21 protein-coding genes are annotated in these 26,308 nt (G+C 32.6%); 4 read left to right on the top strand and 17 right to left on the bottom strand.

Annotated elements, in window-relative coordinates; translation table 11 throughout:
* Positions 1 to 19: 19 nt before the first annotated feature.
* Entirely contained in the window at positions 20 to 1,729 is a 1,710-nt protein-coding gene (locus B5X81_RS03605) for a sigma-54 interaction domain-containing protein (RefSeq protein ID WP_170917261.1), read from the bottom strand.
* Between the two features lie 301 nt (positions 1,730 to 2,030).
* Here B5X81_RS03605 and B5X81_RS03600 point away from each other — a divergent pair, with 301 nt between their 5' ends.
* The 4 genes from B5X81_RS03600 to B5X81_RS03585 all read left to right on the top strand — a co-directional run bounded on the left by B5X81_RS03600 (position 2,031) and on the right by B5X81_RS03585 (position 5,970).
* Positions 2,031 to 3,374: a short-chain fatty acid transporter gene (locus tag B5X81_RS03600; RefSeq protein ID WP_139380234.1), complete on the top strand. Its 1,344-nt coding sequence runs from the start codon at positions 2,031 to 2,033 to the stop codon at positions 3,372 to 3,374.
* 95 nt (positions 3,375 to 3,469) lie between these two features.
* The gene (locus B5X81_RS03595) at positions 3,470 to 4,651 is read left to right on the top strand and encodes an acetyl-CoA C-acetyltransferase (RefSeq protein WP_079489413.1); all 1,182 of its coding nucleotides are present in this window, start codon (positions 3,470 to 3,472) and stop codon (positions 4,649 to 4,651) included.
* Between the two features lie 3 nt (positions 4,652 to 4,654).
* Entirely contained in the window at positions 4,655 to 5,317 is a 663-nt protein-coding gene (gene atoD, locus B5X81_RS03590) for an acetate CoA-transferase subunit alpha (protein WP_456298915.1), read from the top strand.
* Positions 5,317 to 5,970 (top strand): CoA transferase subunit B, encoded by a 654-nt coding sequence (locus B5X81_RS03585; RefSeq protein WP_079489410.1) that lies wholly within the window; start codon positions 5,317 to 5,319, stop codon positions 5,968 to 5,970. Before atoD ends, B5X81_RS03585 begins: the two co-directional genes overlap by 1 nt.
* 99 nt (positions 5,971 to 6,069) lie before the next feature.
* Here the strand turns inward: B5X81_RS03585 and B5X81_RS03580 are convergent, their stop codons facing one another.
* The 16 genes from B5X81_RS03580 to B5X81_RS03505 all read right to left on the bottom strand — a co-directional run bounded on the left by B5X81_RS03580 (position 6,070) and on the right by B5X81_RS03505 (position 26,302).
* The gene (locus B5X81_RS03580; protein ID WP_170917260.1) at positions 6,070 to 7,158 is read right to left on the bottom strand and encodes a GerAB/ArcD/ProY family transporter; all 1,089 of its coding nucleotides are present in this window, start codon (positions 7,156 to 7,158) and stop codon (positions 6,070 to 6,072) included.
* A 91-nt stretch (positions 7,159 to 7,249) separates the two neighbouring features.
* The gene (locus B5X81_RS03575) at positions 7,250 to 8,374 is read right to left on the bottom strand and encodes a tRNA-dihydrouridine synthase (protein ID WP_079489407.1); all 1,125 of its coding nucleotides are present in this window, start codon (positions 8,372 to 8,374) and stop codon (positions 7,250 to 7,252) included.
* 15 nt (positions 8,375 to 8,389) lie between these two features.
* On the bottom strand, positions 8,390 to 9,418 hold the full coding sequence (locus B5X81_RS03570) for a LacI family DNA-binding transcriptional regulator (RefSeq protein ID WP_079489405.1): 1,029 nt from the start codon (positions 9,416 to 9,418) through the stop codon (positions 8,390 to 8,392).
* 205 nt (positions 9,419 to 9,623) lie between these two features.
* Positions 9,624 to 10,904, bottom strand: a complete 1,281-nt coding sequence (gene codA / locus B5X81_RS03565) for a cytosine deaminase (RefSeq protein ID WP_330397326.1) — start codon at positions 10,902 to 10,904, stop codon at positions 9,624 to 9,626.
* A gap of 46 nt (positions 10,905 to 10,950) precedes the next feature.
* Positions 10,951 to 12,210 (bottom strand): cytosine permease, encoded by a 1,260-nt coding sequence (gene codB, locus B5X81_RS03560; protein ID WP_079489404.1) that lies wholly within the window; start codon positions 12,208 to 12,210, stop codon positions 10,951 to 10,953.
* Between the two features lie 446 nt (positions 12,211 to 12,656).
* The gene (locus B5X81_RS03555; protein WP_079489402.1) at positions 12,657 to 13,844 is read right to left on the bottom strand and encodes a CaiB/BaiF CoA transferase family protein; all 1,188 of its coding nucleotides are present in this window, start codon (positions 13,842 to 13,844) and stop codon (positions 12,657 to 12,659) included.
* Between the two features lie 185 nt (positions 13,845 to 14,029).
* Positions 14,030 to 14,824 (bottom strand): cyclase family protein, encoded by a 795-nt coding sequence (locus B5X81_RS03550; RefSeq protein WP_079489401.1) that lies wholly within the window; start codon positions 14,822 to 14,824, stop codon positions 14,030 to 14,032.
* Between the two features lie 41 nt (positions 14,825 to 14,865).
* Positions 14,866 to 16,128: a YlbE family protein gene (locus tag B5X81_RS03545; protein WP_079489399.1), complete on the bottom strand. Its 1,263-nt coding sequence runs from the start codon at positions 16,126 to 16,128 to the stop codon at positions 14,866 to 14,868.
* A 38-nt stretch (positions 16,129 to 16,166) separates the two neighbouring features.
* Positions 16,167 to 16,337, bottom strand: coding sequence for a fdrA domain protein (locus B5X81_RS03540; protein WP_079489398.1), 171 nt, complete (start codon positions 16,335 to 16,337; stop codon positions 16,167 to 16,169).
* A gap of 16 nt (positions 16,338 to 16,353) precedes the next feature.
* Positions 16,354 to 17,907, bottom strand: a complete 1,554-nt coding sequence (gene fdrA / locus B5X81_RS03535; protein ID WP_079489396.1) for an acyl-CoA synthetase FdrA — start codon at positions 17,905 to 17,907, stop codon at positions 16,354 to 16,356.
* Positions 17,907 to 18,860 (bottom strand): DUF2877 domain-containing protein, encoded by a 954-nt coding sequence (locus B5X81_RS03530; protein ID WP_079489395.1) that lies wholly within the window; start codon positions 18,858 to 18,860, stop codon positions 17,907 to 17,909. The genes fdrA and B5X81_RS03530 overlap by 1 nt, the downstream gene beginning before the upstream one ends.
* 117 nt (positions 18,861 to 18,977) lie before the next feature.
* Positions 18,978 to 20,660 carry a PucR family transcriptional regulator gene (locus tag B5X81_RS03525; RefSeq protein ID WP_170917259.1) on the bottom strand — a complete coding sequence of 561 codons (1,683 nt, stop codon included), beginning with the start codon at positions 20,658 to 20,660 and terminating at the stop codon, positions 18,978 to 18,980.
* A gap of 326 nt (positions 20,661 to 20,986) precedes the next feature.
* Positions 20,987 to 21,787 carry a selenium-dependent molybdenum cofactor biosynthesis protein YqeB gene (yqeB, locus tag B5X81_RS03520; protein WP_079489392.1) on the bottom strand — a complete coding sequence of 267 codons (801 nt, stop codon included), beginning with the start codon at positions 21,785 to 21,787 and terminating at the stop codon, positions 20,987 to 20,989.
* Positions 21,788 to 21,954: 167 nt separating this feature from the next.
* Entirely contained in the window at positions 21,955 to 23,178 is a 1,224-nt protein-coding gene (locus B5X81_RS03515; protein ID WP_079489390.1) for a uracil-xanthine permease family protein, read from the bottom strand.
* A 310-nt stretch (positions 23,179 to 23,488) separates the two neighbouring features.
* Positions 23,489 to 25,807, bottom strand: coding sequence for a xanthine dehydrogenase family protein molybdopterin-binding subunit (locus tag B5X81_RS03510; protein WP_079489389.1), 2,319 nt, complete (start codon positions 25,805 to 25,807; stop codon positions 23,489 to 23,491).
* Positions 25,808 to 25,831: 24 nt separating this feature from the next.
* Positions 25,832 to 26,302, bottom strand: coding sequence for a (2Fe-2S)-binding protein (locus tag B5X81_RS03505; RefSeq protein ID WP_139380233.1), 471 nt, complete (start codon positions 26,300 to 26,302; stop codon positions 25,832 to 25,834).
* Between the last annotated feature and the right edge of the window lie 6 nt (positions 26,303 to 26,308).

Raw genomic sequence — 26,308 nt, 5'->3', positions numbered from 1 at the left:
ATGGTATTTCTATTTAATTTTATATATCATAGCTTTGTTTTTTTCTAACTAAAGTAGATATATGAATTCCTAACTCCTCAGCGGCCTCTTTAAGTGTGTTGGATTCAGATAAAGTTTTTTGGATTACTGATTTTTCAAACATATTTATCTGTTCTTTAAGAGTTAACTTTTTATTTATCGATGTGGCTCCCTTATGCTTTAGCAAGTCTGCTTTATGTTTATTGGATACCTGTTCCTGAAAAGTACTTGCATCTATACATGCCTTATCGGAAATCAAAACAAGTCTTTCAATCAAATTTTCCATTTCCCTAATATTACCAGGCCAAGAGTAAAACAAAAAAACTTCAAGAATATCAGAAGAAAAGAAGCTGGATTTTTCAAATTTATTATTATAGTATTCTAAAAAACTCCTTGCAAGTAGCAATATGTCTTCTTTACGCTCCCTCAGGGGTGGAATATTAATATTTATTACATTTAATCTATAATATAAATCAGCTCTGAACTTTTTTTCTTCAATTAATTTTTCAATATTAGCATTTGTTGCAGAAATGATTCTTGCATTAAATTTAGTGGCTTTTGTTGATCCGAGTCTATAAAACTTTCTGTCATTTATTACATTTAAAAGCTTAACCTGCAATGTATATGGCATATCTCCTATCTCATCTAAAAACAAGGTTCCATCATTAGCCTCTTCAAAGAGCCCTCTTTTCCCACCTTTTTGTGTTCCAGTAAAGGCCCCTTCCTCATATCCAAAAAGCTCTGATTCTAAAAGATGCTCGGGTATAGCAGCGCAATTTATTTTAATTAAACTACCGGTCTGACTCCTACTACTATTATTATGGATATAGGATGCTAGAAAATCCTTACCTACTCCAGTTTCTCCTAAAATTAAAACAGTACTATCAAAATTTGCCAATTTCTTTGCTCTTTTATATATGCCTTTCATACGTTTATTTTCTGAAACAAATTGCTCATCAGAATTCATTTTATCATTTGTATTAATTTTCTTCGCATAGCTTAAAGATAATGTTTCCTCTTTTGCAATTTCCTTCATCAACAAGTCCAGCTCAGATACATCTCTTACAACAGCAATGGTTCTTTTAAATCTATTATTTGAATCAAAAATAGGTGATCCGCTTACAAGACATTTTTGACCTTCATAGTAATTATTAATTGTTGAAACCTCTGCTTTATCATTAATAATTTTTGCACAACATGAATTGGGTAAAATTTTTTCTTTTATTAACTTATAAACTGTTCTCCCAACTAATAATTCTCTAGGAAGACCTGATAGATTTACAAAAGAATCATTTACATATAGAGTTTTCCCCTTTTCATCGGTTATATAGATTCCATCCTTTAATTTATTAAACATCTCATTATGTAAATATACCTGTTCATTTAGATATTTAATTTGGTCTATTAATTTATATTTTATTGAAAAATCAGCAAAGAAGAAAAGATAATGTTTTTTTCCTCCAAAATTTATTATATTTGCTTTTATACAATAATCTTTATTGCAATCTGCTGATATTTTATATTGTTTAAAAATAGTTTTATCCATATCTGGAAAATAATAAGTCAATTTTTTATTTCTTATATTATTATCGGGTTCATTTATAAAATACATAAAACCTTCATTATATTCAATTATCTTGTATTCAGTATCTGTTATTACAAACCCAAAATAAACATTATCAAAATTAGGATAAAATAATAAATCGTTCATATAATTTCCTCCATAGGAAAATTTAGGTCGATACCTTATTTTCTCATATTCTAGAATCTTATTCAAGATATATATGCAAATTTGCAAAACTTCTTTAATACGAATATGCATATATGCATACTTAAATTATAAATACTATTTATTAATTTATCAAATACAATTTAAAATCCCTTTAAAATACTAGTTTATCTCTATATACCCAATTTTAGTAATTTTGGTATGAATATTGCTGTATTAATTAATTGTTTTTAACTTTATGTGATGATTGCAAAATTATTTTAAAAATGGAGGTCTTATTATTATGTTTAAAAAATTCACAAATGGATGTGTTTCCATTGTACAAAAATTTTTGCCTGACCCTTTTCTATTTGCAGTCATATTAACATTTATAGTTTTTATTCTAGGTATTCTGGTAACGGGTCAGGGTCCTATTGACATGATACTCCATTGGTATGACGGATTTTGGACATTATTAGCTTTTTCTATGCAAATGGTTCTAATTTTAGTTACTGGCTTTGCTATGGCAAAAGCTCCAGTATTTAAAAAAGGACTGGAAAATATAGCCGCTATACCAAAGGGGCCGGGATCAGCAATTCTAATTGTATCCTTTATTGGAATTATTGCATGTTGGATTAACTGGGGTTTCGGTCTTGTTATCGGTGCACTACTTGCCAAGGAAGTAGCAAAAAAAGTAAAGGGTGTTGATTATAGGCTATTAATCGCCTCTGCATATTCTGGCTTCCTTGTTTGGCATGCAGGTCTTTCCGGATCAATTCCTTTAAAACTGGCCACTGGTGGAGAAGATTTGGCTAAAGCAACTAACCAAGCTGTAACAGAAGCAATTGGCACTTCACATACAATTTTTTCTCCATTGAATATAGTCATTCTGTTGATTATTCTTCTAACCATGCCCTTTATTAATAAAGCAATGCATCCTAAAAAAGATGAAACAATTACTATAGACCCTTCTTTATTAACCGAAGAAGAAGCAACAGCTATTGAACTTTCAACTCCAGCAGACAAAATAGAAAACAGTTTTGTAATAAGTGTATTATTAAGTATCATGGGTTTTATTTGTATAATTTATTATTTCATTCTAAAAGGATTTTCCTTAAATCTAGATATAGTTAACTTCATTTTTCTATTTGTAGGTATTGCTCTACATAAAACTCCTAAGAACTATATTAATGCAGTAAAAGAAGCTGTGAAGGGAGCCTCAGGTATTGTTCTTCAGTTTCCCTTCTATGCCGGCATAATGGGTATGATGATTGGTAAAAACATAGATGGGCTTTCCTTGGCAGGAGCTATATCAAATTCATTTGTAAGTATTTCAAATGAAACTACATTTCCACTATTTACATTCTTAAGTGCTGGTGTAGTTAATTTCTTTGTTCCTTCTGGTGGAGGACAATGGGCCGTACAAGCTCCTATTATGATGCCTGCCGGTGCGGAAATTGGTGTTCCCGCTGCTAAAACAGCATTGGCAATTGCATGGGGAGATGCTTGGACCAATATGATTCAGCCATTCTGGGCATTACCTGCTTTAGGTATAGCTGGATTAGGAGCAAGGGATATAATGGGATACTGTGTTATTAATTTGCTTTATAGTGGAGTCATAATCTGTGTAATGATGTTAGTTTTATAAAAAACTATATTCATAATTAAAAATATATATAATCTTTTGCAATCATCACTTGAAATGTTTTTTACCAATATTAACTTGAAATGGAGGTTTATATAATGAGAGATGTTGTTATTGCATCAGCTGTTAGAACCCCAATTGGAACTTTCAATGGCAAATTATCAAAAATATCTGCCGTCGATTTAGGAGTAACAGCTGCGAAAGAAGCTTTAAAAAGGGCTAATATCAAAGGTAATATGGTAGACGAAGTAATTGTTGGCAATGTACTAGGTGCAGGATTAGGTCAAAATGTGGCAAGACAAATAAGTATCAATACAGGAATCCCTAATGAAATTCCTTCATTAACAGTTAACAAAGTTTGTGGCTCTGGTTTAAGAGCAGTAAGTATGGCTGCACAATTTATAAAACTTGGAGATGCAGACATTATTTTATGTGGTGGAACTGAAAATATGAGTGATGCGCCATATCTATTACCTAAAGCCAGATGGGGTTATAGAATGGGTGATGGAAAAATTGTTGATTATATGGTGCATGATGGATTAACAGATATTTTTAATAATTATCATATGGGAATTACAGCTGAAAATATAGCTGAAAAATGGAATATTACCAGAAAGGAACAAGATGAATTTGCTGTATCAAGTCAAAACAAAACTGAAGAAGCACAAAATTCTGGTAAATTCAAGGATGAAATTGTTCCAGTGGAAGTTCCTCAAAGAAAAGGAGAACCCATTGTTGTAGATTCAGATGAACATCCTAGGCATGGTACAAATATTGAAAAAGTATCAAAGCTAAGGCCAGCATTTAAAAAAGATGGTACTGTAACAGCAGGCAATGCCTCTGGAATCAATGATGGAGCAGCAATGCTTGTTATCATGTCTAAAGAAAAGGCAAATGAGTTAGGAATCAAACCATTGGCTGAAATAAAAGGATATGCTTCAGCAGGTGTAGATCCCAGCATAATGGGGTATGGACCTGTACCGGCAACTAAAAAGGTTTTAGAGAAAGTGGGATGGACAGTAGGTGATTTGGATTTAATTGAAGCAAATGAAGCCTTTGCTGCTCAATCAATTGCTGTAGTAAGGGATTTAGGTTTAAACCTTGAAAAAGTGAACGTAAATGGTGGGGCTATTGCATTAGGCCATCCAATAGGTTGTTCTGGAGCAAGAATATTAGTTACACTTTTGTATGAAATGGATAAGCGCAAGTCAGAAAAAGGGCTAGCCACACTCTGTATTGGTGGAGGTATGGGAACTTCCATACTTGTTGAAAAAAAATAGGAGGTGTTACTTTTGAATAAAATTATTTCATATGAAAAATCAGTAGAAAAGATTAAAGACGGAATGACTATTATGATAGGAGGTTTCTTGGGAGTGGGAAACCCCCATGGGATAATCGATGCTATAGTAAAAAAAGGAATTAAAGATTTAACAATAATTGCAAATGACACTGCTTTTCCTGAAATTGGTATAGGAAAGCTCATTGTTAATAAACAGGTTAAAAAAGTAATTACATCTCATATAGGAACCAATAAGGAAACTGGAAGGCAAATGTCTGGAGGTGAATTAGAAGTTGTTCTAGTTCCTCAAGGTACACTAGCTGAGCAAATAAGAGCTGGTGGATCTGGTTTAGGTGGTTTCTTAACCCCTACTGGAATTGGAACAGTAGTTGAGGAAGGAAAAGAAAAAATCACCATTGACGGAAAAGACTATTTGTTGGAATTACCTCTAAAAGCTGACATGGCTTTGATTGGAGGGTCAATTGTAGATAAAAAGGGTAATATTTTTTATAATAAAACAACAAGAAATTTCAATCCACTGATGGCAATGAGTGCAGATACAGTAATTGTAGAAGCAGAAAAAATAGTAGAAATAGGGGAAATCGACCCTCATTTAGTAATGACACCAGGTGAAGTTGTTGATTATATAGTAGAGGGGGTAAAATAATGAATAGTAAAGAATTAATCGCAAGAAGGATTGCTAAAGAATTAAAGGATGGAGATATAGTAAACCTAGGTATTGGACTACCTACTATGGTTGCCAATTATGTTCCGGAAAACATTAAAGTTACCTTTCAATCTGAAAATGGATTTTTAGGATTAGGTCCTGCCCCAGAGGAAGGCAAAATAGATAAGGATTTAACCAATGCTGGTAGTCAGCCAGTAACTATTCTAAAAGGGGGCTGCTATTTTGATAGTTCCACATCATTTTCAATAATAAGAGGAGGTCATGTTGACATAACTGTTCTTGGTGCTCTTCAAGTTGATGGTAAAGGAAATTTGGCTAACTGGATGATTCCAAATAAAATCATACCCGGTATGGGAGGAGCAATGGATTTAGTTACCGGTTCAAAAAAAGTTATAGTAGGTACCGAACATTGTACAAAAAAAGGCGAACCCAAAATACTAAAGGAATGCATTTATCCTCTAACAGGTGCAAATGTAGTCGATGTAATTGTAACTGAGTTAGCATATATAACTGTAACCGATAAAGGACTCCTTTTAAAGGAAATTGCTCCAAATGTAACTGTAGAAGAAGTTATAGATAAAACCGAGGCTGAGTTAATCATTCCAGATAATATTAGGATAATGGATATTTAATAATTAAAATAAATAATTATATATTAAAAAATTATTAAAAAATCCCTAATAAAAAGATATTCATAGGAATTATCTTTATTAGGGATTTTTTTTGAAAAGCTAAGCTTCTATTTCTATTTTCTTCTTTTTTATTTCTGCAGCAATCCAAATAATAACAGGTAAAATGATTTGAAATGGTATAGCATAATAAGGATATATTTCTGAAGCAAATTCTGCCTTTTCCATTACACTATTATGAATAAAATAGGACAAATCAATTATTAATAATCCAATTGGTGTTACTATAAACCTGTAATCATTAAAATTAAATATTTTAGCTATTCCATTACAAGTACTCAATAAACATATACATACTTTAATATAGCCTCCCAGTAATAATGTAATAGCAATTACAATCTCCAAACGTTCCCCTACTCTTCCTAGACTTAATCTTCTTGCAGTTTCAAATGTTGGAAAATACACATTACTAGCAGTATTTGATCCTAATACTAAAATATCAGTAATAGAAGACACATATAGCACTAATCCTCCTATCAATAAACCCATTATATAAACCTTATAAACAGATTTCTTTTTACGGGAAGTAAAAATAGTTGAAAATACAATAAGTTGGGTAAAAGGAAAGGTAAATGCCTGAAAAGCTCCTTTAAAAACTGGCTTTATGCCTTCTTCTAATACAGGTCTTAGATTATTTATATTCATTTTACTAATTAACAATAGAGAAACTATAAATATTAATATAGCAGTCCCTATTAAAAAAAATTTACCCCATCTACCTATGGTTTCGATACCTTCCTTTACCGACCAAATACATAAAGTGCCAATCATCAGCATTGGTATGATTATTGGTGTCTCTGTCAAAGAAGCCACATTAACAAAATCACCAAAAACTCTTAACACTAACCCTCCTAAAATGAAGGAGAATCCTATGAAAAGAACAGATATTCCTTTGCCAATAAATTCTCCGAATACAATCTGAAGAACACCATACAAATCATGTCCAGGAAAAATCAACAAAAGCCTAGAATATATTAATATCATAGGTATTGCAGCTATAATCGATAAAATAATTGCAATCCATAAATCTTTCTTTGCTTCTCCTGCTGTTGCTAGTATTATTGAACTCCCTATTATAAATAAACTTATGATTGCTATACCTTGTTTATCTGAAATACCTTCCTTATTCATATTTTTCTCCCTCATAACTATTTTAAATTAGTATTTGATTTATTTACTTAAATATTACAAGGTTAGGATTAAAAATTTCCAAAGATATAATTTATAAGCAATTTATCCATTCTAAATTGAACTTTCTACTATCACACAAACTAACACATAGTCCACATCCTGTACAATTTTTACTCTCAACATAAACTCTATCATTCTGCTTTGTAATGGCTTCATATGCACATGCCTTTACGCATTTATCACAGTTAACATGGCATTTGAATACCCTTGATTTTAAGCCATAGGGTTCAAGCTTTATCTCTTCATAAGACTTTAAAGATCTTAAGGCTGCGCCTTTTATATCATCAATACTATTGTATTCCCTTCTATTCATCCAGGATTCTAATTCGCTCAAAACATTTTTTATATTCTCAACACCATTTAATATTAAACCTGTACACATTTGAACGGTAGTTGCTCCAAGCATTATATATTCCAATACATGCTTATAATTTATAATTCCACCTATACCAGAAACTGAAATATTTACAGCCTGAGATATTGTAGAAACTGCAGCTAACCCAATAGGCCTTATTCCAGCACCTGAATACCCTCCATATGTAGGAAGTAATGCTTCTTTCTTTTCAATATCTACTCCAAGTATCCCCCTTACTGTATCTATACCACTAATAGCAGATGCCCCTGCTTTTTCTGCTGCCTTAGCTAATCGAGCTAAATTAGTAACGTTACTAGATAGCTTTACCATAACAGGTATATTAACCCTTGCCACCACACTTTTAGTAAAATCATATAATTTATTTGGATTAGAACCAAGAACTTCTATTCCCTCTCCATTAGGCGAAGAAATCCCTAGTTCTATAGCATCAGCTCCAAATTTTTCCACCCTACTTGCTATATAAGCCATTTCCGAGGGAGTATGAGCTAATATATTTGCTATAACTATTCCATCATTTTCTTTTGCATAAGATATTTCATTTTCCCATTCTTCCAAACTGTATTCACTATAAAGTTCAATATTCTGCATCCCGTATTTATTAGCTACTAATCTAGGTCGAACATTAGATCTTACTTCATTTACAATTGTCTTTGTAACTACAGCTCCTGCCCCTGCATCTATTGCCTTTTTAATCATTTTCCCACTGGCAGTTAAAGGCCCTGCTGCAACAATTATAGGATTCTTTAGTTTTAAACCCATAAATGATACCTTTAAATCCATGTTCTCCTCCTCCAATTAATTAAATATCTCTCTTATTCTATGGGAGTGCCCACAAGATTTTCTAACCTTTAGTTTGGGCTGCAAGAATATTTTCTGCTTAAAATCATCTTCTTTTGAATCTTCGATATTTTCTATTAATAACCTAGCTCCTATTAAACCCATTTTATAAACTGGCTGAGATATAGTAGTCAGTTTAGGCTCAACCAATGAAGCCATACGTATGTCATCAAACCCTACCACTGCAATATTCTTTGGAATACTTAAACCTGTATCCTTTATTGCATCCATAGCCCCTATAGCCATTAAATCATTTGCAACAAATAGAGCTTCTGGTAAATATTTCATTTTAATTAATCTTTTGGCTCCTAGATATCCACCTTCTATTTCGTTATTACCTTCAATTACATAACCTTCAAAAATACTTAAATTATTTTCTATCATGGCCTTTTTAAATCCTTCTATCTTTTGAATACTATCTCTCTTTTTAAAAGGGCCTGAAATATGGGCAATCCTTTTATATCCAATTTCTATAAGATGCTGAGTGGCCATATAAGCACCCTTAAGATAGTCAGTATAAACTATATTGGCATCTAAGTCTTTTAAATCACTCCCAATTATAACAAAAGGTATATTTTCTTTTCTAAAATTATCTATATCGCCTTTATCTAACAAACTAGAAATCAATATAAATCCATCTACTCTTTTCTCTAACAATATCTCTATATATTCTCTTTCCTTTTCCTTATCCTCTTCTGTATTACATAAAAATGTATTATATCCCTTTTGATGGGCAACTTCTTCTATTCCCATAGCAAGTCGTGAATAAATAGGGTTAAGTATGTTTGGTATGAGTAGTGCAATTGTGCTAGTTTTATTTAATGCTAAGCTGCGTGCAATTCCATTGGGAGTATATTTCATTTCTTCTATTGTATCCAATACTTTTTTTCTTGTTTTATCTGAAACAGCTTCTGGATGATTTAAAACCCTGGAAACAGTTGCCACAGATACTCCTGCCATCTTTGCTACTTCACGGATATTTGCCATGTCTTCACCTCACAATGTAACCCCTTTCATTAAAATAATTATATCATTACAATAATTATTTTAATAGATTTACAAAAAATAGTAGTCTAATAGAATCTTATAGATGTACGCCAATAAAACTTAATAAAGGATTCTCAGTAAATACTCCCTTAAATTTAACTTTACAAGCATACATCTATATTCAGTAGGCTATTATTTTCTAGCATTATCTTTCAACTATAAAATCTATATTCTCCCTTTTCCCATTAAAAATAACTTCGCTTATTGATGGTTTTGTCTGAGAAACTACCTTTCCCTTTCTTAGGACATATAAACACTCTGACATTAATCTTATAGCATCCATTTCATCCTTGGCATTTAAAATTATCATATCAGCAGGCTTTCCTACTTCAATACCATACTCATTACTAATTCCAAGGGTTTTTGCTGAATAATTTGTTATCATATCATACAATTCATATATCTGATCATATCCACTAAGATGAGCATAATGCATAAGAAGATTTGCCCCTTGGAGCATGCTTCCCTTACCCAATGGATACCACGGATCCATTATAGAATCATGTCCTATGCAAACATTTATTCCACGATTTAACATCTCATCAACCCTTGTATGTCCTCTTCTTCTAGGATATCCATCTGTTCTATTTTGCAATACAGAGTTATCAAATGGATTTGTTATTATATTCATTTGAGCTCTTTTCAATATACCTATTAATTTAAAAGCATAGTCATTATTATAATTGTGCATTGCCGTTGTATGACTAGCAGTAACTAATCCCTCCATATCATTATCAATCGTAAGTTTAGCCATAACTTCAACAAATCTTGATTGATCATCACCTGTTTCATCACAGTGGACATCTATTAATCTATTATATTTATTAGCTAATTCAAATACATATTCAATATCCTTTACTCCATCTTCCCTTGTTAATTCATTATGTGGAATTCCTCCTACAACGTCTGCTCCCATTTTCAAAGCTTCCTCCAATAGCTTATCTCCATTTTTGTACGCATAAATACCATCTTGAGGAAATGCAACTATTTGAATATCTACTAGATCCTTCATTTCTTCCTTTACTTCTAAAAGCGCTTCTACACATAATAGTCTTGGATCACAAACATCAGCATGGGTCCTTATCTTTAGTGTTCCATTTGCCACTTCCCATTTAATGGCCTCAATGGCATTTTTCTTAATAATTTCCTTTGTCAAATTGGGCTTTCTTTCTCCCCATATCTGAATTCCCTCAAGGAGGGTTCCACTCATATTGTATCTAGGATCCCCTACACTGAGTGCTGCATCTAAATGAAGATGAGGATCACAAAAAGGCGGCGTAACCAAATTACCCATAGCATCTATTTCTTTTATAGCTTTACCTTCAATATTTCTTTCAATTGCTTTAACCAAACCATTTTTTATAGCGATATTAACTAAATCTTTAGCATTTCTAAGTTTAGCATTTTTTATAATCATATCAAACATTTTCCATTACCTCCCTTTAATTATGTTGAGATTTTTCTGCACTATTTTATTTTTCTTTATTTATAAATTTATCAGCTATTACATGAACTATTGCTGCAGTAATTATGGCATTCAATGGTACAATACTTAATATACCAGTCTCAGGTGAAAGTTTGGAAACCCATATGGCTATAATCCATGCCACTATAGCAGCCCAATTTATCTTTTTAAACTTATATTCCTTTGGTGGTGGATAATCCCCTTTGTTTTTTATAAAAAAGTCTCCAATTATAATTCCACCTATTGGCGGTAAAGAAACACTTAAAAAGGTTAACCATCCAGTAAAATTGTTATATAAATATGCTGCAAATATAGTTCCAATCGTCCCAGCAAATATTGTTAAATGCTTTCTCTTAAGGCCTGTAATATTTGCCAATCCAAGTCCCGAGGCATACAAAGCATTGTCATTTGTAGTCCAGATGTTTAAAGCCAATAGTGCGATACCTCCACCAAGAAGTCCTTGAATAGCTAAAACCTCTGATATATCAGAATAACCGGTGGCAATGGCACCAATTGCTCCAAAAAGAAACATCAAGCTATTTCCAAAGGTAAAGCCTATAATAGTCGAAGTTACTCCTATTTTCTTAGTTTTTGCAAATCTTACAAAATCAGGAGTTAAAGTTCCTCCACTAATAAATGATCCTACTGCCAAAGCAACACCTACTGCAACTGTAAGAGTATTCTCAGGCTTAACCTCTATTAATGGCTGTAACCCACCACTATCAGCTATTGCCTTACCCACTGACATAAATCCTAATAATATAATAGCAGGTACTGCAATTAAACTTATTTTTTCTATTGCCTTCATTCCTATAACAACAGTTGCTGTCATAAACGCCCCACCAATTAATATTAATGGTATCACTGGAAAACCTGTAAACTTGTTTATTGGATATGCAAACATGGCAACTCCAACTCCAAACCATCCAATTTGGGTAAAAGCAAGCATAAAGGATGGTAATTTAGAACCATTGATTCCAAAAGCATATCTAGCTAATATATGGGTAGATAAATTAGTAGTAGAGGCTGCATAACCCAAAAAAGCTCCATAAACTCCCAATATCAGATTTCCAAATAATATTACTAAAATCAGGTCGGGCCATAGCTTAAATCCTTGGCCTAGTGTTCCTCCCGTCCACATACTTGCAGCAAAAAAGGTGAATCCCAGCATAACTACAGACATAGAAATAAGTCCTCGTCTTTCACTTTCTGGAACAGGCTCTAAAGCAAAATCATCATGTTGATTGGAAACTAATTTTTCTGACATAAAATTGCTCCTTTCTTTCTATATTTGTAATCGATTACAATAAAATTAAAAATGGTAATACAACTCGTTGTGCCAGTTTTTATATTAGGACTTTTTAATATTTCCTTTTCGTTCATCTAATAAACCTGTTTATTTATATAGCTTTTAAGAAAAAACAAGTTTATAAAAATCACTTAACCTAAATATTAAAATTCCTAAATTTAATTTACTAACACAACTGGTTAATATATATTTTTTCAATATTAGATATTATAAATGCAATATTGTGTAATCGTTTACATTTTATATTATATATATTCTATAGAGTTGAAAAAAATCCTTAGTGCTTTTTAATTTCTTTTAATTTTTTATTTTTTTTAAAATAGCCTGCAATCTATTTTACTATATAAACCCTATGATATTAAATCATAGAGCTTATATTAAATTGGAGTTTTTTAAAGGGATTTCTAAAATATATTTAATTTCTTAAATTTTTCAATTTCTTCATTATTCATGTTTAACATCTCTTTTAGAATCTCTTGGGTATGCTGGCCTAGTATAGGAGCTGCTGTTCTTATAGTTCCAGGTGTTTCACTTAATTTAATTGGAATACCAGGCATTTTCATTTTACCTGCCCTTGGATGCTCTACTTCAACTATCATTTCCCTTGCAAGAATTTGAGGATTTTTTAATACTTTATCAATTGTATTAATAGGTCCATTTGGAACACCAATATCATCTAAAATATCCTGCCACTCCTTGGTTGTTTTTTCCATAAAATGTTTTGCCACAATCGGCCTTAATTCATTATAATTTTTATTTCTTAAAGGATTTGTTAAAAATCTTTCATCATAGGCTAATTTTTCTATACCCAAAGCCTTACAAAGCTTAACCCATAGTACATCATTACCAGCAGCCACCATAATTTCTCCATCTTTGGTATCAAAGGGTTCAAAGGGAACAATTGATGAATGTCTATTTCCAGCTGGCTGTGGTACTATACCGCTAACAATATATCTAGCTATTGCATTCTCTAAAATAGCCACTTGACAGTCAAGCATAGCAACATCAACCTTCTGTCCTTTTCCTATGGAATTTCTATTTATAAGTGCAGCTAATATTCCTATTGTACAAAACAGCCCTGCAGTTATATCTCCAATAGAAGATCCAACTCTAGTTGCTTTTCCACCCTTCTGCCCTGTTATACTCATGATACCGCCCATAGCCTGAACTACGGCATCATAAGCAGGTCTTTTACTATAGGGTCCTGTATGCCCGAACCCTGATGCTGCTGCATAAATTATTTTTGGATTTACTTCCTTTAGCACATCATATCCTAGACCTAATTTTTCCATTGTACCTGGTCTGAAATTTTCAACTACTACATCTACTTCCTTCACCAATCCTAATAGTATTTCCTTACCCTTTTTCTTTTTTAAATTTAAAGTCACACTTTTTTTATTTCTATTAATACTCATAAAATAAGCACTTTCATCTTCAATATATGGCCCAAACTGTCTGGAATCATCGCCAGTTTCAGGTTTTTCAATCTTAATAACCTGTGCACCCAAATCAGCTAAAATCATCGTTGAATACGGGCCGGCAAGTACTCTTGTAAGGTCAAGAACCTTTATTCCTTCTAATGATAAAGCCATAAATATCCCCCTTAATTATTTGAGAAACTTGCATAATTAAATTTCTTCACATGTATTATTTAAGTTCCTCATTCCTCATCTATAAACTTATAGCAAAGCATAATTTTTATAATTATACCCGCCTTTTAGGCGGGTATAAGCTTCTTGAAAAGTATGTCTAAGGCTAAACTTAATTAATTATATTTTTATTTTACTTCTTCAAAGGCAACTATACGGCAAATACTCGATTCTCCCCCTTGGAATTTCCATGGAAAACATCCGATGATTAAACGCTTATTTAATACTTTATCTATCTCTCCACCTAGGTTTTCAGCATGGATTATTTCATATGGTTTTGGAAATACTTGAACATGCATTGCTTGATAAGTATCTGGCCATGAATAGATATCATCTAAGCCTTTTCCGTACTTTTCTCTTAAATACTTATCAGCAGCCTCAGCTTCCCTTGGTTCCCAATCACGAATTTTAGTATTCATAGGGTGATCTGCCGAGCCACAGTCAACACCAATCCACTTTATCTCCATATCTTGAACCCATTTTACAAAATCCATTGATGGTCCAGGATGTCTAAGCATATATCTTCTTTCATCTGCTTCCGGCTGATCCCATCCATATTTGTGATATCCTGTGTTTATAATAAGAATATCACCTTTTTTAACCTCTACTCTATCCATAATATCCTGTGGAGTGTATATACCATAGTCTTCAGCCATATCAGAAAGGTCAACCACTACTCCAGGTCCCACCAATTTTTCAAGTTCCAATGAAGCCATATCTCTTCCGGCAGTATCAAAATGCAATGGACCATCTAAATGAGTCCCCACATGGTTTGAGGTGGTAATTAATTGCCCATTAGCTCCATTTGGTGATAATCTTTTAAAAAATTTGATTTGTAAAGGTTCATAAGTTGGCCAAGGCGGTGTCAAATGACTCAAATTTTGAGTTAAATCATACATTTTTACATTTTTCCAAAAATTCATACTATTGTCCTCCTTTTAATTATAGATATTTAAATTTATTTTTAAACTAAACCTTCTTCTTCTAAGCTGATCACATATGCCTCCAAAGCATCTTCAAAGCATTTCATAGGCGGTCTAACTAAACCTGCTCCTACTTGACCAACACCTGGATCCTTATGAGCAATACCTGTATTTATGATTGGCAATATTCCCGTTTCTACAACTTTTCTTATATCTATTCCAGTAGCTGTTCCCCTGAAATTTAAGGCTGGTATTTTATATGTATTATTTTCTGTCTCGGTTATCTCAAACATCTTAGTTGAATAATTAATAGCATCCTGTGGAGTTCCTCCCACAAATTGAACTATAGCTGGAGCTCCTGCCATTGCAAAGCCACCAATACCAGTTGTTTCCGTAATTACACTATCTCCTATATCAGGATTGGCATCTGCACTTGTATATCCCGGGAAAAATAATCCATCAATAATTTCAGCTGGAGCTGTAAACCATTTATCCCCTAAACCTGAGACTCTTATGCCAAACTCTGTACCATTTCTGGCCATACAATAAACTATAGTACTGTATTTTATATTAGCAGCAGGATCCAAAGTGCATTTACATGCTGGCATTGTTAAATTTAAGAAAAAATGATCATTTCCATGCATAAATTTTAATACATTTGCTTTATCATCATCAGAAAAATCTGTCTTAACTATATGAGGTGCAAGCTCCCTAATTAATAAAGAGGTACCTGCTTTGTTTCTATTATGACCTTCGTCACCCATTTGAACTACTTGTGCAATCATTGTTTTTAAATCTATTTCTCCTGAAAGCTCAAGAGCAGCTTTTAAAACAGGTGCTAAAGTCTTTTCCATCCACTTGAGTCTATCTATAACTTCCAGACTATATGCACCATATCTTAAAACCTTTCCCAAGCCTTCATTCAATGTACAATATCCATAGTTACCAAAGGTTTTATTTTTAACTATCCATACTGGCATTGAAGCTGTAACAACTCCAGCCATAGGTCCAACTGTATTATTATGATGACAGGGATCAAAGGTAATTTCCCCTGACTCTGCTAATGCTATTGCATCTTCTTCATTTGACGCTAAATCTTCATAGATCAAGCCTCCTATTACAGCTCCTTTTAGGGGACCACTCATATCATCCCAATTTATTGGGGGACCAGCATGCAAAATTGTATTTTTGCTCATTCCCGGTATAACTTCTTGTGCTTTACCTATTCCCACAAGAGTAGGTTGTGCAGAAAGAATTCTATTTAATGCTTCTTTATTAGCCTTATTAATTCTTTCTTGAACCATTAATTTCAACTCCTTTATTTTTGTCTTATTATTTTCTATCACTTTAATTTTGATAATAGACTGGCCATTTTCTCATTACCTCCAGCTGGGGGTTTCCAATCAAGGTGAATAGCTTTCTTGTTTTGCTTCTTTAAATCCATGTAAAAGGATTCAAGTCCAATATTGACAACATTTAATTCTTTTTTAAACAATTCCTTTATCTTTTCCATAATGAATATCCTCCATTTAGCTATTTACTTTTTCAAGAATTTTATAAACTAATCTCACCGCCTGGGCATTTGAAGGCATTACTATAACTCCAATCTCCTCTAATCTCTTTTTAGAGTTTCCAAGATCCTGAGGATCTTTATCCGTACCACATATTGAAGCTATTACAGATAAATATTTACCTTTACTAGCCATCTTCTTCTTTGCTTCTTTTATAGAATTTAACATTTCTCCTACAGGGTCTTCATGGGATCCATACCCTAATACAAAATCCATTAAAATTACTGCCACATCATCCTCTGCTTCCTTTACAATTCTATCTACCCTTGTACTTGGATCTATCATTGGATGAGGTCTTCCCACAGTAAACTCATCATCTCCCAGGTCTAAACAGGTATGCTTAATGCTATTATTAATATCCTTCAACTTATATCGAGGGTCCAAGGGAATATTTGAATATATTCCATCTATTTGTTTACTAAGCATATTCATTGCTTCATCAGCCAAAGTCCCTCCTGTATATAAACCTCTTAAGTACTTTTGTTCTGGATCTAATTTAGATACTTCTTCCTCAACTATTTTATTAACTTCTTCAGATATAGAAAAACCTTCAAAATCTTTCACATCCTCTCCCTTAGCTAAAGCCACGGCTTTATATGCTGCATCTTCCAGAGTAAAGCAGGGATAAGCTCCACTTTCCTTAATAATTTTAGGATCTCCACCTATAAAATTAACTACAACTGGCTTATTGGAAGTATGAACTAATTTAAGAACCTTACCTGTAACTTCAGGGGTTGGCGGCTTGGAAATAAGGACTATTACCTTTGTTTTAGGGTCCTCTATTAAAGCTTTCATTCCCTGAATCATCATTATTCCACCTATTTCACTCTTTAGATCCCTTCCACCGGTTCCTATTACCTGTGATACCCCCATTCCCAGCTTATCTATTATTACACAGACCTCTTGAGTTCCAGTTCCTGAAGCTCCAACTATTCCAATATTCCCTTTGCTTACAACATTTGCAAAGGCCAAAGGAACATTATTAATTATAGCTGTTCCACAGTCAGGTCCCATCATCAGAAGCCCTTTTTCCCTTGCTAACTCCTTTAAACTTCTTTCTTCTTCTATTGAAACATTATCACTGAATAACATTACATGGAGATCATTCATCAAAGCTTTCTCAGCTTCATTTGCAGCATATTTGCCAGGAACTGAAATCACAGCCAAATTTAAATCCGGTACATATTTCAATGCTGATTCAATAGTTGATGGCCTATATTCTGATGAACTTTCGCTCTTCTTTTGAGTCAATAGTATATCAACTTTTTTAACAACTTCTTCAATGATTGAATCCTTTTCTGCTAGAACGGAAATAAAGAAATCATTAGCTGTAAGAGCTTCCGTTTCTTTAGTGGCTAATTTTAGACCTTTAGCTAATTCTTTATTTAGCTCCGTCCCCATACCAACAAGAACTTCTATTACTCCATTAATTTTCTTAACTTCTTTAGTTACAAGCATTAATGTAACGGAATCATAATAGGTGTTTTTTCTTATTACTACATCAACCTTCATTATAAAATCCTCCTATTATCTATATTCATCATAATTTTGCAACAAAAATATATGCCACATAATAAATCTGTTCCAGATGTTTCCCCTAAGCTTAGAACATTAACTACTCTTTTATTAAAGCTCTCATTTATAGGTTCATAGAAAATGGCATTAAGTAAAGTATTTATATCTTCAGAACTCTCTCCCTGAGAAGCAAACTCAAGCATTTTATGACTAACCTTTGTTGTTCTATCTCCAATATCATCAATTATTGACCTATTGATCTTCATCGCCTTTTCAACCTTCAATCCATAATAATTGCTCAAATAAATTAATGTTAACATGAATCCACATATTAAATCGTCAGTAGAAGGTGTAAGTCCAGGTCCAAATCCTATTATCTGTTTTGCTGATTCAGATATTTCCCTCATATCACCCTTTTTAACTGAATTTATAAAGTTTACAAACTTTTCTAATATAAATAGACAATAAAAGTTCATTTTTAAGTCTAATTCTTTAAAGGGTTTAAACTCTTCAATATAACTTCCTAGATTGAATATTAGTGGAGCAACCCCTTCACTATTTCCAAAATTACATAGATAATCTTCAATAAAACCTAATTTTTCTACTATATCATCCTCAGATACAGGTGTTTCTTTAGCACTAGATCTACCACTCCAAATTCTTGCCTCCGTAAGATCTATTGCTAAGTTTAAATCTTTAAAAAGTATTCTCTTATTATTAATTACTACCTCTGTTCCATGATTTATTCCAAGCTCTAAAAAATTTTCTTGACCTTTTATAACTATAGAAAATGGATATATTGGTCTATCCCTAGATAAAACAGAAATCAAATTATCTTCTTCAGTTATAATATTACAAGCTCTATTAAAAACTGAATGAACATATCCCTCAATAATAGTTTTGTCATTTAACTCTTCCTTTACTTTTTGACACATTTTTATAGCTTTCATTTAACCATTTCCCTCTGTAAATTTTATTTTTTGCTTCGTCTATTAAATTCTATTTTTTAGGATATTTACCTTTAGATAGAATTTCTAAATATAATTTTAAAATTTTGTGAGTATCTACTAAAGTATGCTTTTATATACCTCATATATTTTAAGGGCTATTTGAATATTAAGTCTATCATTTGCATTGTCTATATTTATTCCTGTTATATCCTTTATTCTCTGCATTCTATAAATAATAGTATTATAGTGGGTAAACATCTCTTCTGATATCCTTTTTAGATTGCCTCCACATTCAAAATACATTTGTAATGTTTTTACAAGTTCAGAATCCTTTTCCTTATCATATATAACTAAAGGTTCAAGTATTTCTTTATAAAACTGATTCAATTCCGGCTTTAATTCTTCAAAGGAAAGAATTCTATATATGCCTAGATCATCATAGTGAGCAGGAAATCCCTTAGTGTCCTTTAAACTTTCAGCTGCTCTAGAGGCCTCTCTATAACTCTTCCACAAAAGTCCAAAATCCGAATAGCTTCTTCCTATTCCAATTGAAATATTCTCTTCAAATCCTTCTCTTTTTACATAGTTAAAAATATGGTTGGAAAATTCTAAAACTTTCCTTTTTATTTCTTCTGTTTTTGCTCTGTTATCCATACCAAACATAATTATCAATTTATTACTCTTATTTGTGAAAATAACCTTTTCCTTAGAGTATCTTGCCAATCTATCAACTATATTTAAAATCTTACTATTTATTTGATGTATGTAGTTAGCATTAGATGGTGTCAAGCTTACTAATTTTTCTATACCTCTTATAGATACAACTATTACAGAATAAGTTTTGCCCTTATCAAATTCAAAATAGCGTCCCCTGTCAATGGCCTTTTTTTGTCTGCTCCTATCATCTGAAAGTAAATCATCAAAAAATTCTATCTTGTTTTTGTTTTCAATCTCAAAAATAGATAATTTCTTTAATAGATCTAATGCAATAATCGGAGTAGATGATTCAATAACAGTAAGTTCAACTGAATTGATTATTCTGTTATCTTCCCATATATATACATATCCATAGAGCCTATCATCATTAAATATAGGTATTACAATTCTTTGAATCATTCTGTTTTCTATTCTGTCCATGGACTTTTTAATTTTTTTGTCTATTTCTATTGCACTATTAAGTATTCTTTCATCCTGTTCCTTTTCCAATATCTCAGATATATTAGATTTCAACTTTTTATTTCCATATATAATATAGGATTGAAATATCTCATCATAAATTGCAACGGTATTATCAATACTTTCATGAATAGCCTTAGCTATTTCTGTAAGGCCTCCTCCGTTTAACATTACATCTATCAATCTTCTATGGAAATTATCAATTTGTATTAATTTATTGGTTTGGCTATTAACGATTTCTGTTAAAACAGGCGTGATTATATCGGTGTGGGAAATATTGATAGGGATTTCTATTATTGGGAATCCTATTTTGTTTGCAATATCTATAACATTTTTGGGTATTTTATCAACATATCTTTTAGTTTTTATTCCAAGTCCTGCTAACCCTTTATCCTTTAACCTTTTTATAAGATCTTCCAATTGACTTATATCATCTTTAATAGAATAGGCAGTGGTTAATAAAAACTCCCCTTTTGTAACCCAATCTTCTATATCAGGTACTTCCATAACATTGACCTTTGTTACCCTATTAAGCAATCCTTTTTCTCCCGCAAGAATTTTAGCATCTTTAAAAATATTTATACTAAGCATTTCTCTTAATGTAATTCCAAATGAATTTCTCATCTTTTCACCATCCATTTTAATTATTGGATAATATATTTATCTTTAACCCATATTATTCATGGAAAGTTTGAAAGGGATTCAAGTAGTTTTTGTTAATAACTTACAAATGCTTTTAGATAACTTTCTTATCTAAATTAATTATATTATAAAATTCACTGTATTATTTCATAATTTTGGGATTTTTCTGATACTATTATTTGTTAACTTCTAACAAAAGGAAATATTAAAAACTCCTAAATTGCATTTAAAGCAAAATATTTAATTTACTAGCACAACAGGTTAATTTAAAAATGAACTTCCTTTTAAGAAGTTCATTTTTAAACACTTTATGGTAAATCCGGAGTTAAATATAATATAGCTTCTAAAACTCCTCCTCCAATTGCTCTGGCTTTATCAGATATAGTAAAACAATATTTCCTGTTTCCCCTTGGATCTACATCCCCAATTTTAAATCCTTGTGTTACCTCTAAGCCTTCTTTTATCAATCCTCTAATAACTCCAGATATAGAAGCCTTGATCTCCATATCACCTACATAGCAAATAAGTTCTCCCTTATTGACCATATCCCCAATCTGTAACACATGTTTAACAACACCTTTACCAGGAGCTCTTATTACTCTTCCTTCTCCAATCCCTTTGATAATACCGGGAACACCTGTGTTAGCTTCAGCTGAGCCCTTTAATATTACTCTACCAAGATTATGTCCCCTATTTGTTTCAATAACAGCATTAACATCTTCTCCTGCAACAAATCCCGGTCCCAAAGCAATAACAATTTCAGCTAAATCCATATTAGTTCCCATATTCTTTTTAGCCAATACAGCATCAACCACAGCATAGGGTCTAATTTCTTTTATGAATTCACCTTTATCATCAACTAGAACAGGTATTATATTCTGGGATAAAAAGCTTAATGCCTCTGAAACACTAGAGGCTTTTTTTGCCGTTACGCCTTCCACCTTAATCTCACCATCGTATATTGCCTGAGCAAAAGCAACTGTTCTTCTTATTACAGTTGGTTTTGCTATATCAAGAACTATTACTTTAAACCCACTTTTGAATAATCTGTAAATTGTTCCCGAAGCAACATCTCCTCCACCTCTAACAACTATTATATTATTTTTCATCTTTTGACATCTCCTTTTTAAAGATAAATAATACTAAGTTTATTATATTATATATTTTTTAAATATTCTTGCAAAATTTACTAAAAAACCTATATATAACAAAAAGAGAAGCTCATTTTATAAATGAACTTCTAAGAGCAAGGGTTATATCATAGACTATATATGGATTACTCCGGTAAAATCTTATTTAATATAATTCCAACTATAGCTGCCAACGCCATCCCTTCTATTGAAAAATTCAATGCTCCCAATTTAATTGGAAGAACTGCTCCACCAAGTCCTAATACAAGTATTACTGCTGAGATAATTAAATTTCTTGATAAAGTAAAATCAACCTTATGCTCAACTAATGTTCTAGCTCCTATTGATGCTATCATACCAAATAATATAATTGATATACCTCCAACTACTGAGGTTGGAATTGTACTAATAATTGCAGATAATTTTGGTATAAGACCTATCAAAATTGCAAAACAGGCCGCTATTCTCATAATTAATGGATCAAACACCTTTGTCAAAGCTAAAACTCCTGTATTTTCAGAGTATGTTGTATTTGCCGGACCACCAAACATTGCTGATAATGAAGTGGCAATACCATCACCAATTAATGTCTTATGTAATCCTGGGTCCTTCATAAAATCCTTTTCTACTGTAGCTCCTATTGCAAGGACATCTCCCATATGTTCAACCATTGTGGCAAATGCAACTGGTGCAACAATCATTACCGTATCAAATTTAAATTTAGCAATTGTAAATTCAGGAAAACCAAACCATTTTGCTTCTATAATAGGTGTGAAATCAACATTTCCTGTTATTACAGCAATAATATAACCTACTATCAAACCTATCATTACTGGAATAATCTTAAGAAAGCCTTTAGCATATATACAAATCCCTGTTACTACAATAAAACTTACTATTGCAAGCCCCCAATTTCCCTTAGCCATATCTATAGCATTAGGAGCAAGTTTTAATCCAATTACCATTATTATTGGCCCTGTTACTACTGGTGGGAAAAACTTTATTATCTTCTCCACCCCAAATATTTGTACTAATACTGCTAAAATCAGATATATGAGTCCTGCAACAACTATACCTCCCTGAGCATGGGCTAGGTCTGCCACCTCTACTACAGATAATATTGGTACAATAAATGCAAAGGATGAACCTAAGAAAACTGGTATTTTACCCTTAGTGATTAAATGAAACAATAAGGTTCCTACACCTGCCATCAATAAAGCTACCGAAATATTAAGACCTGTAATTATAGGAACCAAAACCGTGGCGCCAAACATTGTAAAGGTATGTTGAAGACCCAATACAATCTTTTTACTATTAGAAATTTGACTAGCATCTCTAATAGCATAATCTTGAACTGATTTTTCACCCATTCTAAACTCCCCCTATTTTTTGGATTGAAAAACTCCCCTTGCCCAATAACAATACATATACTATCAGAGTTATCACTATCATTTACATATAAATATAGTATTAGCACCAATAGTAAATAGATAAATTAACCTGTTATGCTAATAAATTAAATATTTTGCTTTAAATCCAATTTAGGAGTTTTAATATTTCATTTGAGTGATTTTTATAAACCTGTTTTTTCCTTCATGTATATATAAAAAAACTGGTTTATTACATGAACGAAAAGGAAATATTAAAACCCCTATATAAAAACTAGCATAACGATTTAAATTACTTATTTCTATTTTTTTCTTTAATTGCCATTAATACCTTTTCAGGAGTTAATGGTAATGTCTTTATCCTTATACCCAATGCATCATACAAGGCGCTTGTAATAGCAGGTGCCGTTGGTACCATAGCAGCTTCTGCAACGCCTCTTGCTCCAAAAGGTCCTGTTTCTTCCGGATATTCAAGAAACTTTATATTCATATTAGGAATATCATCGGCAGTTGGTATTTTGTAATCAGAAAAGCTGGAATTTAATACCTTGCCTTCACCATTAATAATAAGCTCCTCCCAAATCGCTGAGCCTATTCCCTGTACAATAGCACCTTCAACCTGGGCTTCAATTAACTTTGGATTTACAACTTTACCCACATCGAAGCATGAAACTACATTTAAGACTTCTATATGCCCTGTTTCAGTATCCACTTCTATCTCTACACCTTGGGCTCCAAAGGTCCAAAAAGCAACAGGTTTATCACCAAGGCCAGTATTTTTATCGGCATTTCTAACATTTGGTGGTATAAATGAACCTCTGCCTATTATCGGTCCATGTACACCTGATCCATCGGGCATTGTCAATCCAAGAGCCAATTCTGATAATGAAACTTTCTTATCAGGATATATTTTTGAAACAACATATCCATCTTTAAGTTCTAAATCTCTCTTAAATATACCTAGCTTTATTTGAGCCAAGTCTAAGAGTTGAGTTTTTATATCTTCACAAGCAAGCTTTACAGCATTACCGGCACAATATGTAATACGGCTGGCAACTGTTTGCCATTCATATGGCGTATGATCTGTATCACCTGTTTTTATAGTTATTTTCTCTGGATTTATAGATAATATTTCAGCAGCTATTTGAGTAAGAGTAGTATCTGATCCCTGGCCTATATCTTGAGCACTTGTTAAAAGATGTGCCGTTCCATCTTCATTAAGCTTAATAATTGCTGAAGATGCAACATTGTTTGGCATAGAAGGTGCCTTAAATCCACCTGCAATACCTTTACCTCTAACCTTATGAGGTGCTGATGGCCTATTTTTTTCATGCAATTTAATATCTTCTTCTACTTGTTTTATACAATCAATAAAACCACAAACATCTAACTCTTCATCTGTAGCTGTATGTCCACCAATCTTAAGTCCATTAATTTTTCTTATCTCAACCCCTGACATACCTAGTTTTTCTGCAATTACATCCAAATTCTGTTCAATAGCAAAATGTATTTCAGACATACCGAATCCTCTATAGGGCCCTCCTACAGGAGTATTAGTATATACACAATAAGAATCAGCCCAGATATTAGGCACATCATAGGGTCCTACAGAAGCATATCCAGCAGACTTAGCTATATTAACTCCGTACTCTGTATAGGCACCACCATCCCATATAAACTCTATCTTTTCAGCTAAGATCTTACCTTCCCTATTAACTCCAGTTTTTATTTTTGCAAAAAGTCCCTGTCTAACAAAACTATTTATAAATACTTCTTCCCTTGAATAAGTAAGTTTTACAGGTCTTCCATTAGTTTGCATAGCAAGGGGTATTGCTATACCTTCCAAGGTTGTTCCAGCTTTACCGCCAAAGCCTCCTCCTACGGCCGGAGAAATAACTCTTAGTTTATTCAAAGGTAAACCAAAAGCAACTGATAAAGCTTTCCTAACTGCATAAGGAGACTGACAGCTTGCCCATACAGTCAAATATCCTTCGGGATCCATTTGAGCAATAGTACTATGGGGTTCGATAGGTGTATGCTGAATTTGCGGTACATAAAACTCATTTTCTATTATAATATCAGACTCAGAAAAACCTTTTTCAATATCTCCTTTTCTCAATTTATAGTGATTACTTATATTTGTTCTAGGTTTCGGAAAGAATATCGGCTCCCATTTATAATCACCTAAATTTGGATGTACCAAAGGCGCATCTTCTTTCATGGACTCCTTTGCATTAAGTACCACTGGTAGAGGTTCGTACTCAACCTCAATAAGCTTAACGGCCTCTTTTGCAATTTCTTCAGTTTCCGCTGCAACTGCTGCAACTACTTCACCTATAAATATTACTTTATCAATAGCTAAAAAGGTTTTATCTTCCAAATACAGCCCAACCCTTTTAGGAAAAGTCTTTCCAGTTATAACAGCCTTTACACCCTTTAGTGCTTCAGCCTTGCCAGTATCAATCTCTATTATTTTAGCATGAGCATATGGACTTCTTTTAACAGCTGCATACAACATTCTAGGTAAATTTAAATCATCAACATATTTTAATGAACCTGTGACTTTTTTAATTCCATCAACTCTTTTTACACTAGTACCGACATATTTCATTTTACCCCCTCCTTTCAAAACTTACTAATTGACATTTTTTTCAGCTATATCCATTATAGCTTCAATAATCTTCTTATATCCGGTACATCTGCAAAGATTACCACTTATCGCTTCTTTAACCTCTTCCTCTGTTGGATTAGCTTTTCTATCTAGTAAAGCTTTCGCCATCATAATCATACCCGGAGTACAATATCCACATTGTATTGCTCCTCTTTCTACAAATGCCACTTGTAAATCATCTAATGTTTTTCCATCAGAAAGTCCCTCTACAGTAAGAATAGTACTTTCATTAGCCTCTGGGGCTAAAACCAGGCAAGCGTTTACAGGCTTCCCATTCATAATTACAGTACAGGCACCGCACTCTCCTGCCCCACAGCCTTCTTTAGCTGAAGTCAAATTAAAATCTTCTCTAAGCATTTTAAGCAACGTTTTATTGGCCTCCACATAATGTTCCACTTCCTCATTGTTTAATATGAACTTTACTCTATATTTCACTTTGAA

Origin of the sequence: Maledivibacter halophilus (genome assembly GCF_900167445.1) — a bacterium.
In the GTDB taxonomy this organism is placed as follows: domain Bacteria; phylum Bacillota; class Clostridia; order Peptostreptococcales; family Caminicellaceae; genus Maledivibacter; species Maledivibacter halophilus.
The sequence above is the reverse complement of the archived record's forward strand: the minus strand, read 5'-3'. Positions and strand labels throughout refer to the sequence as shown.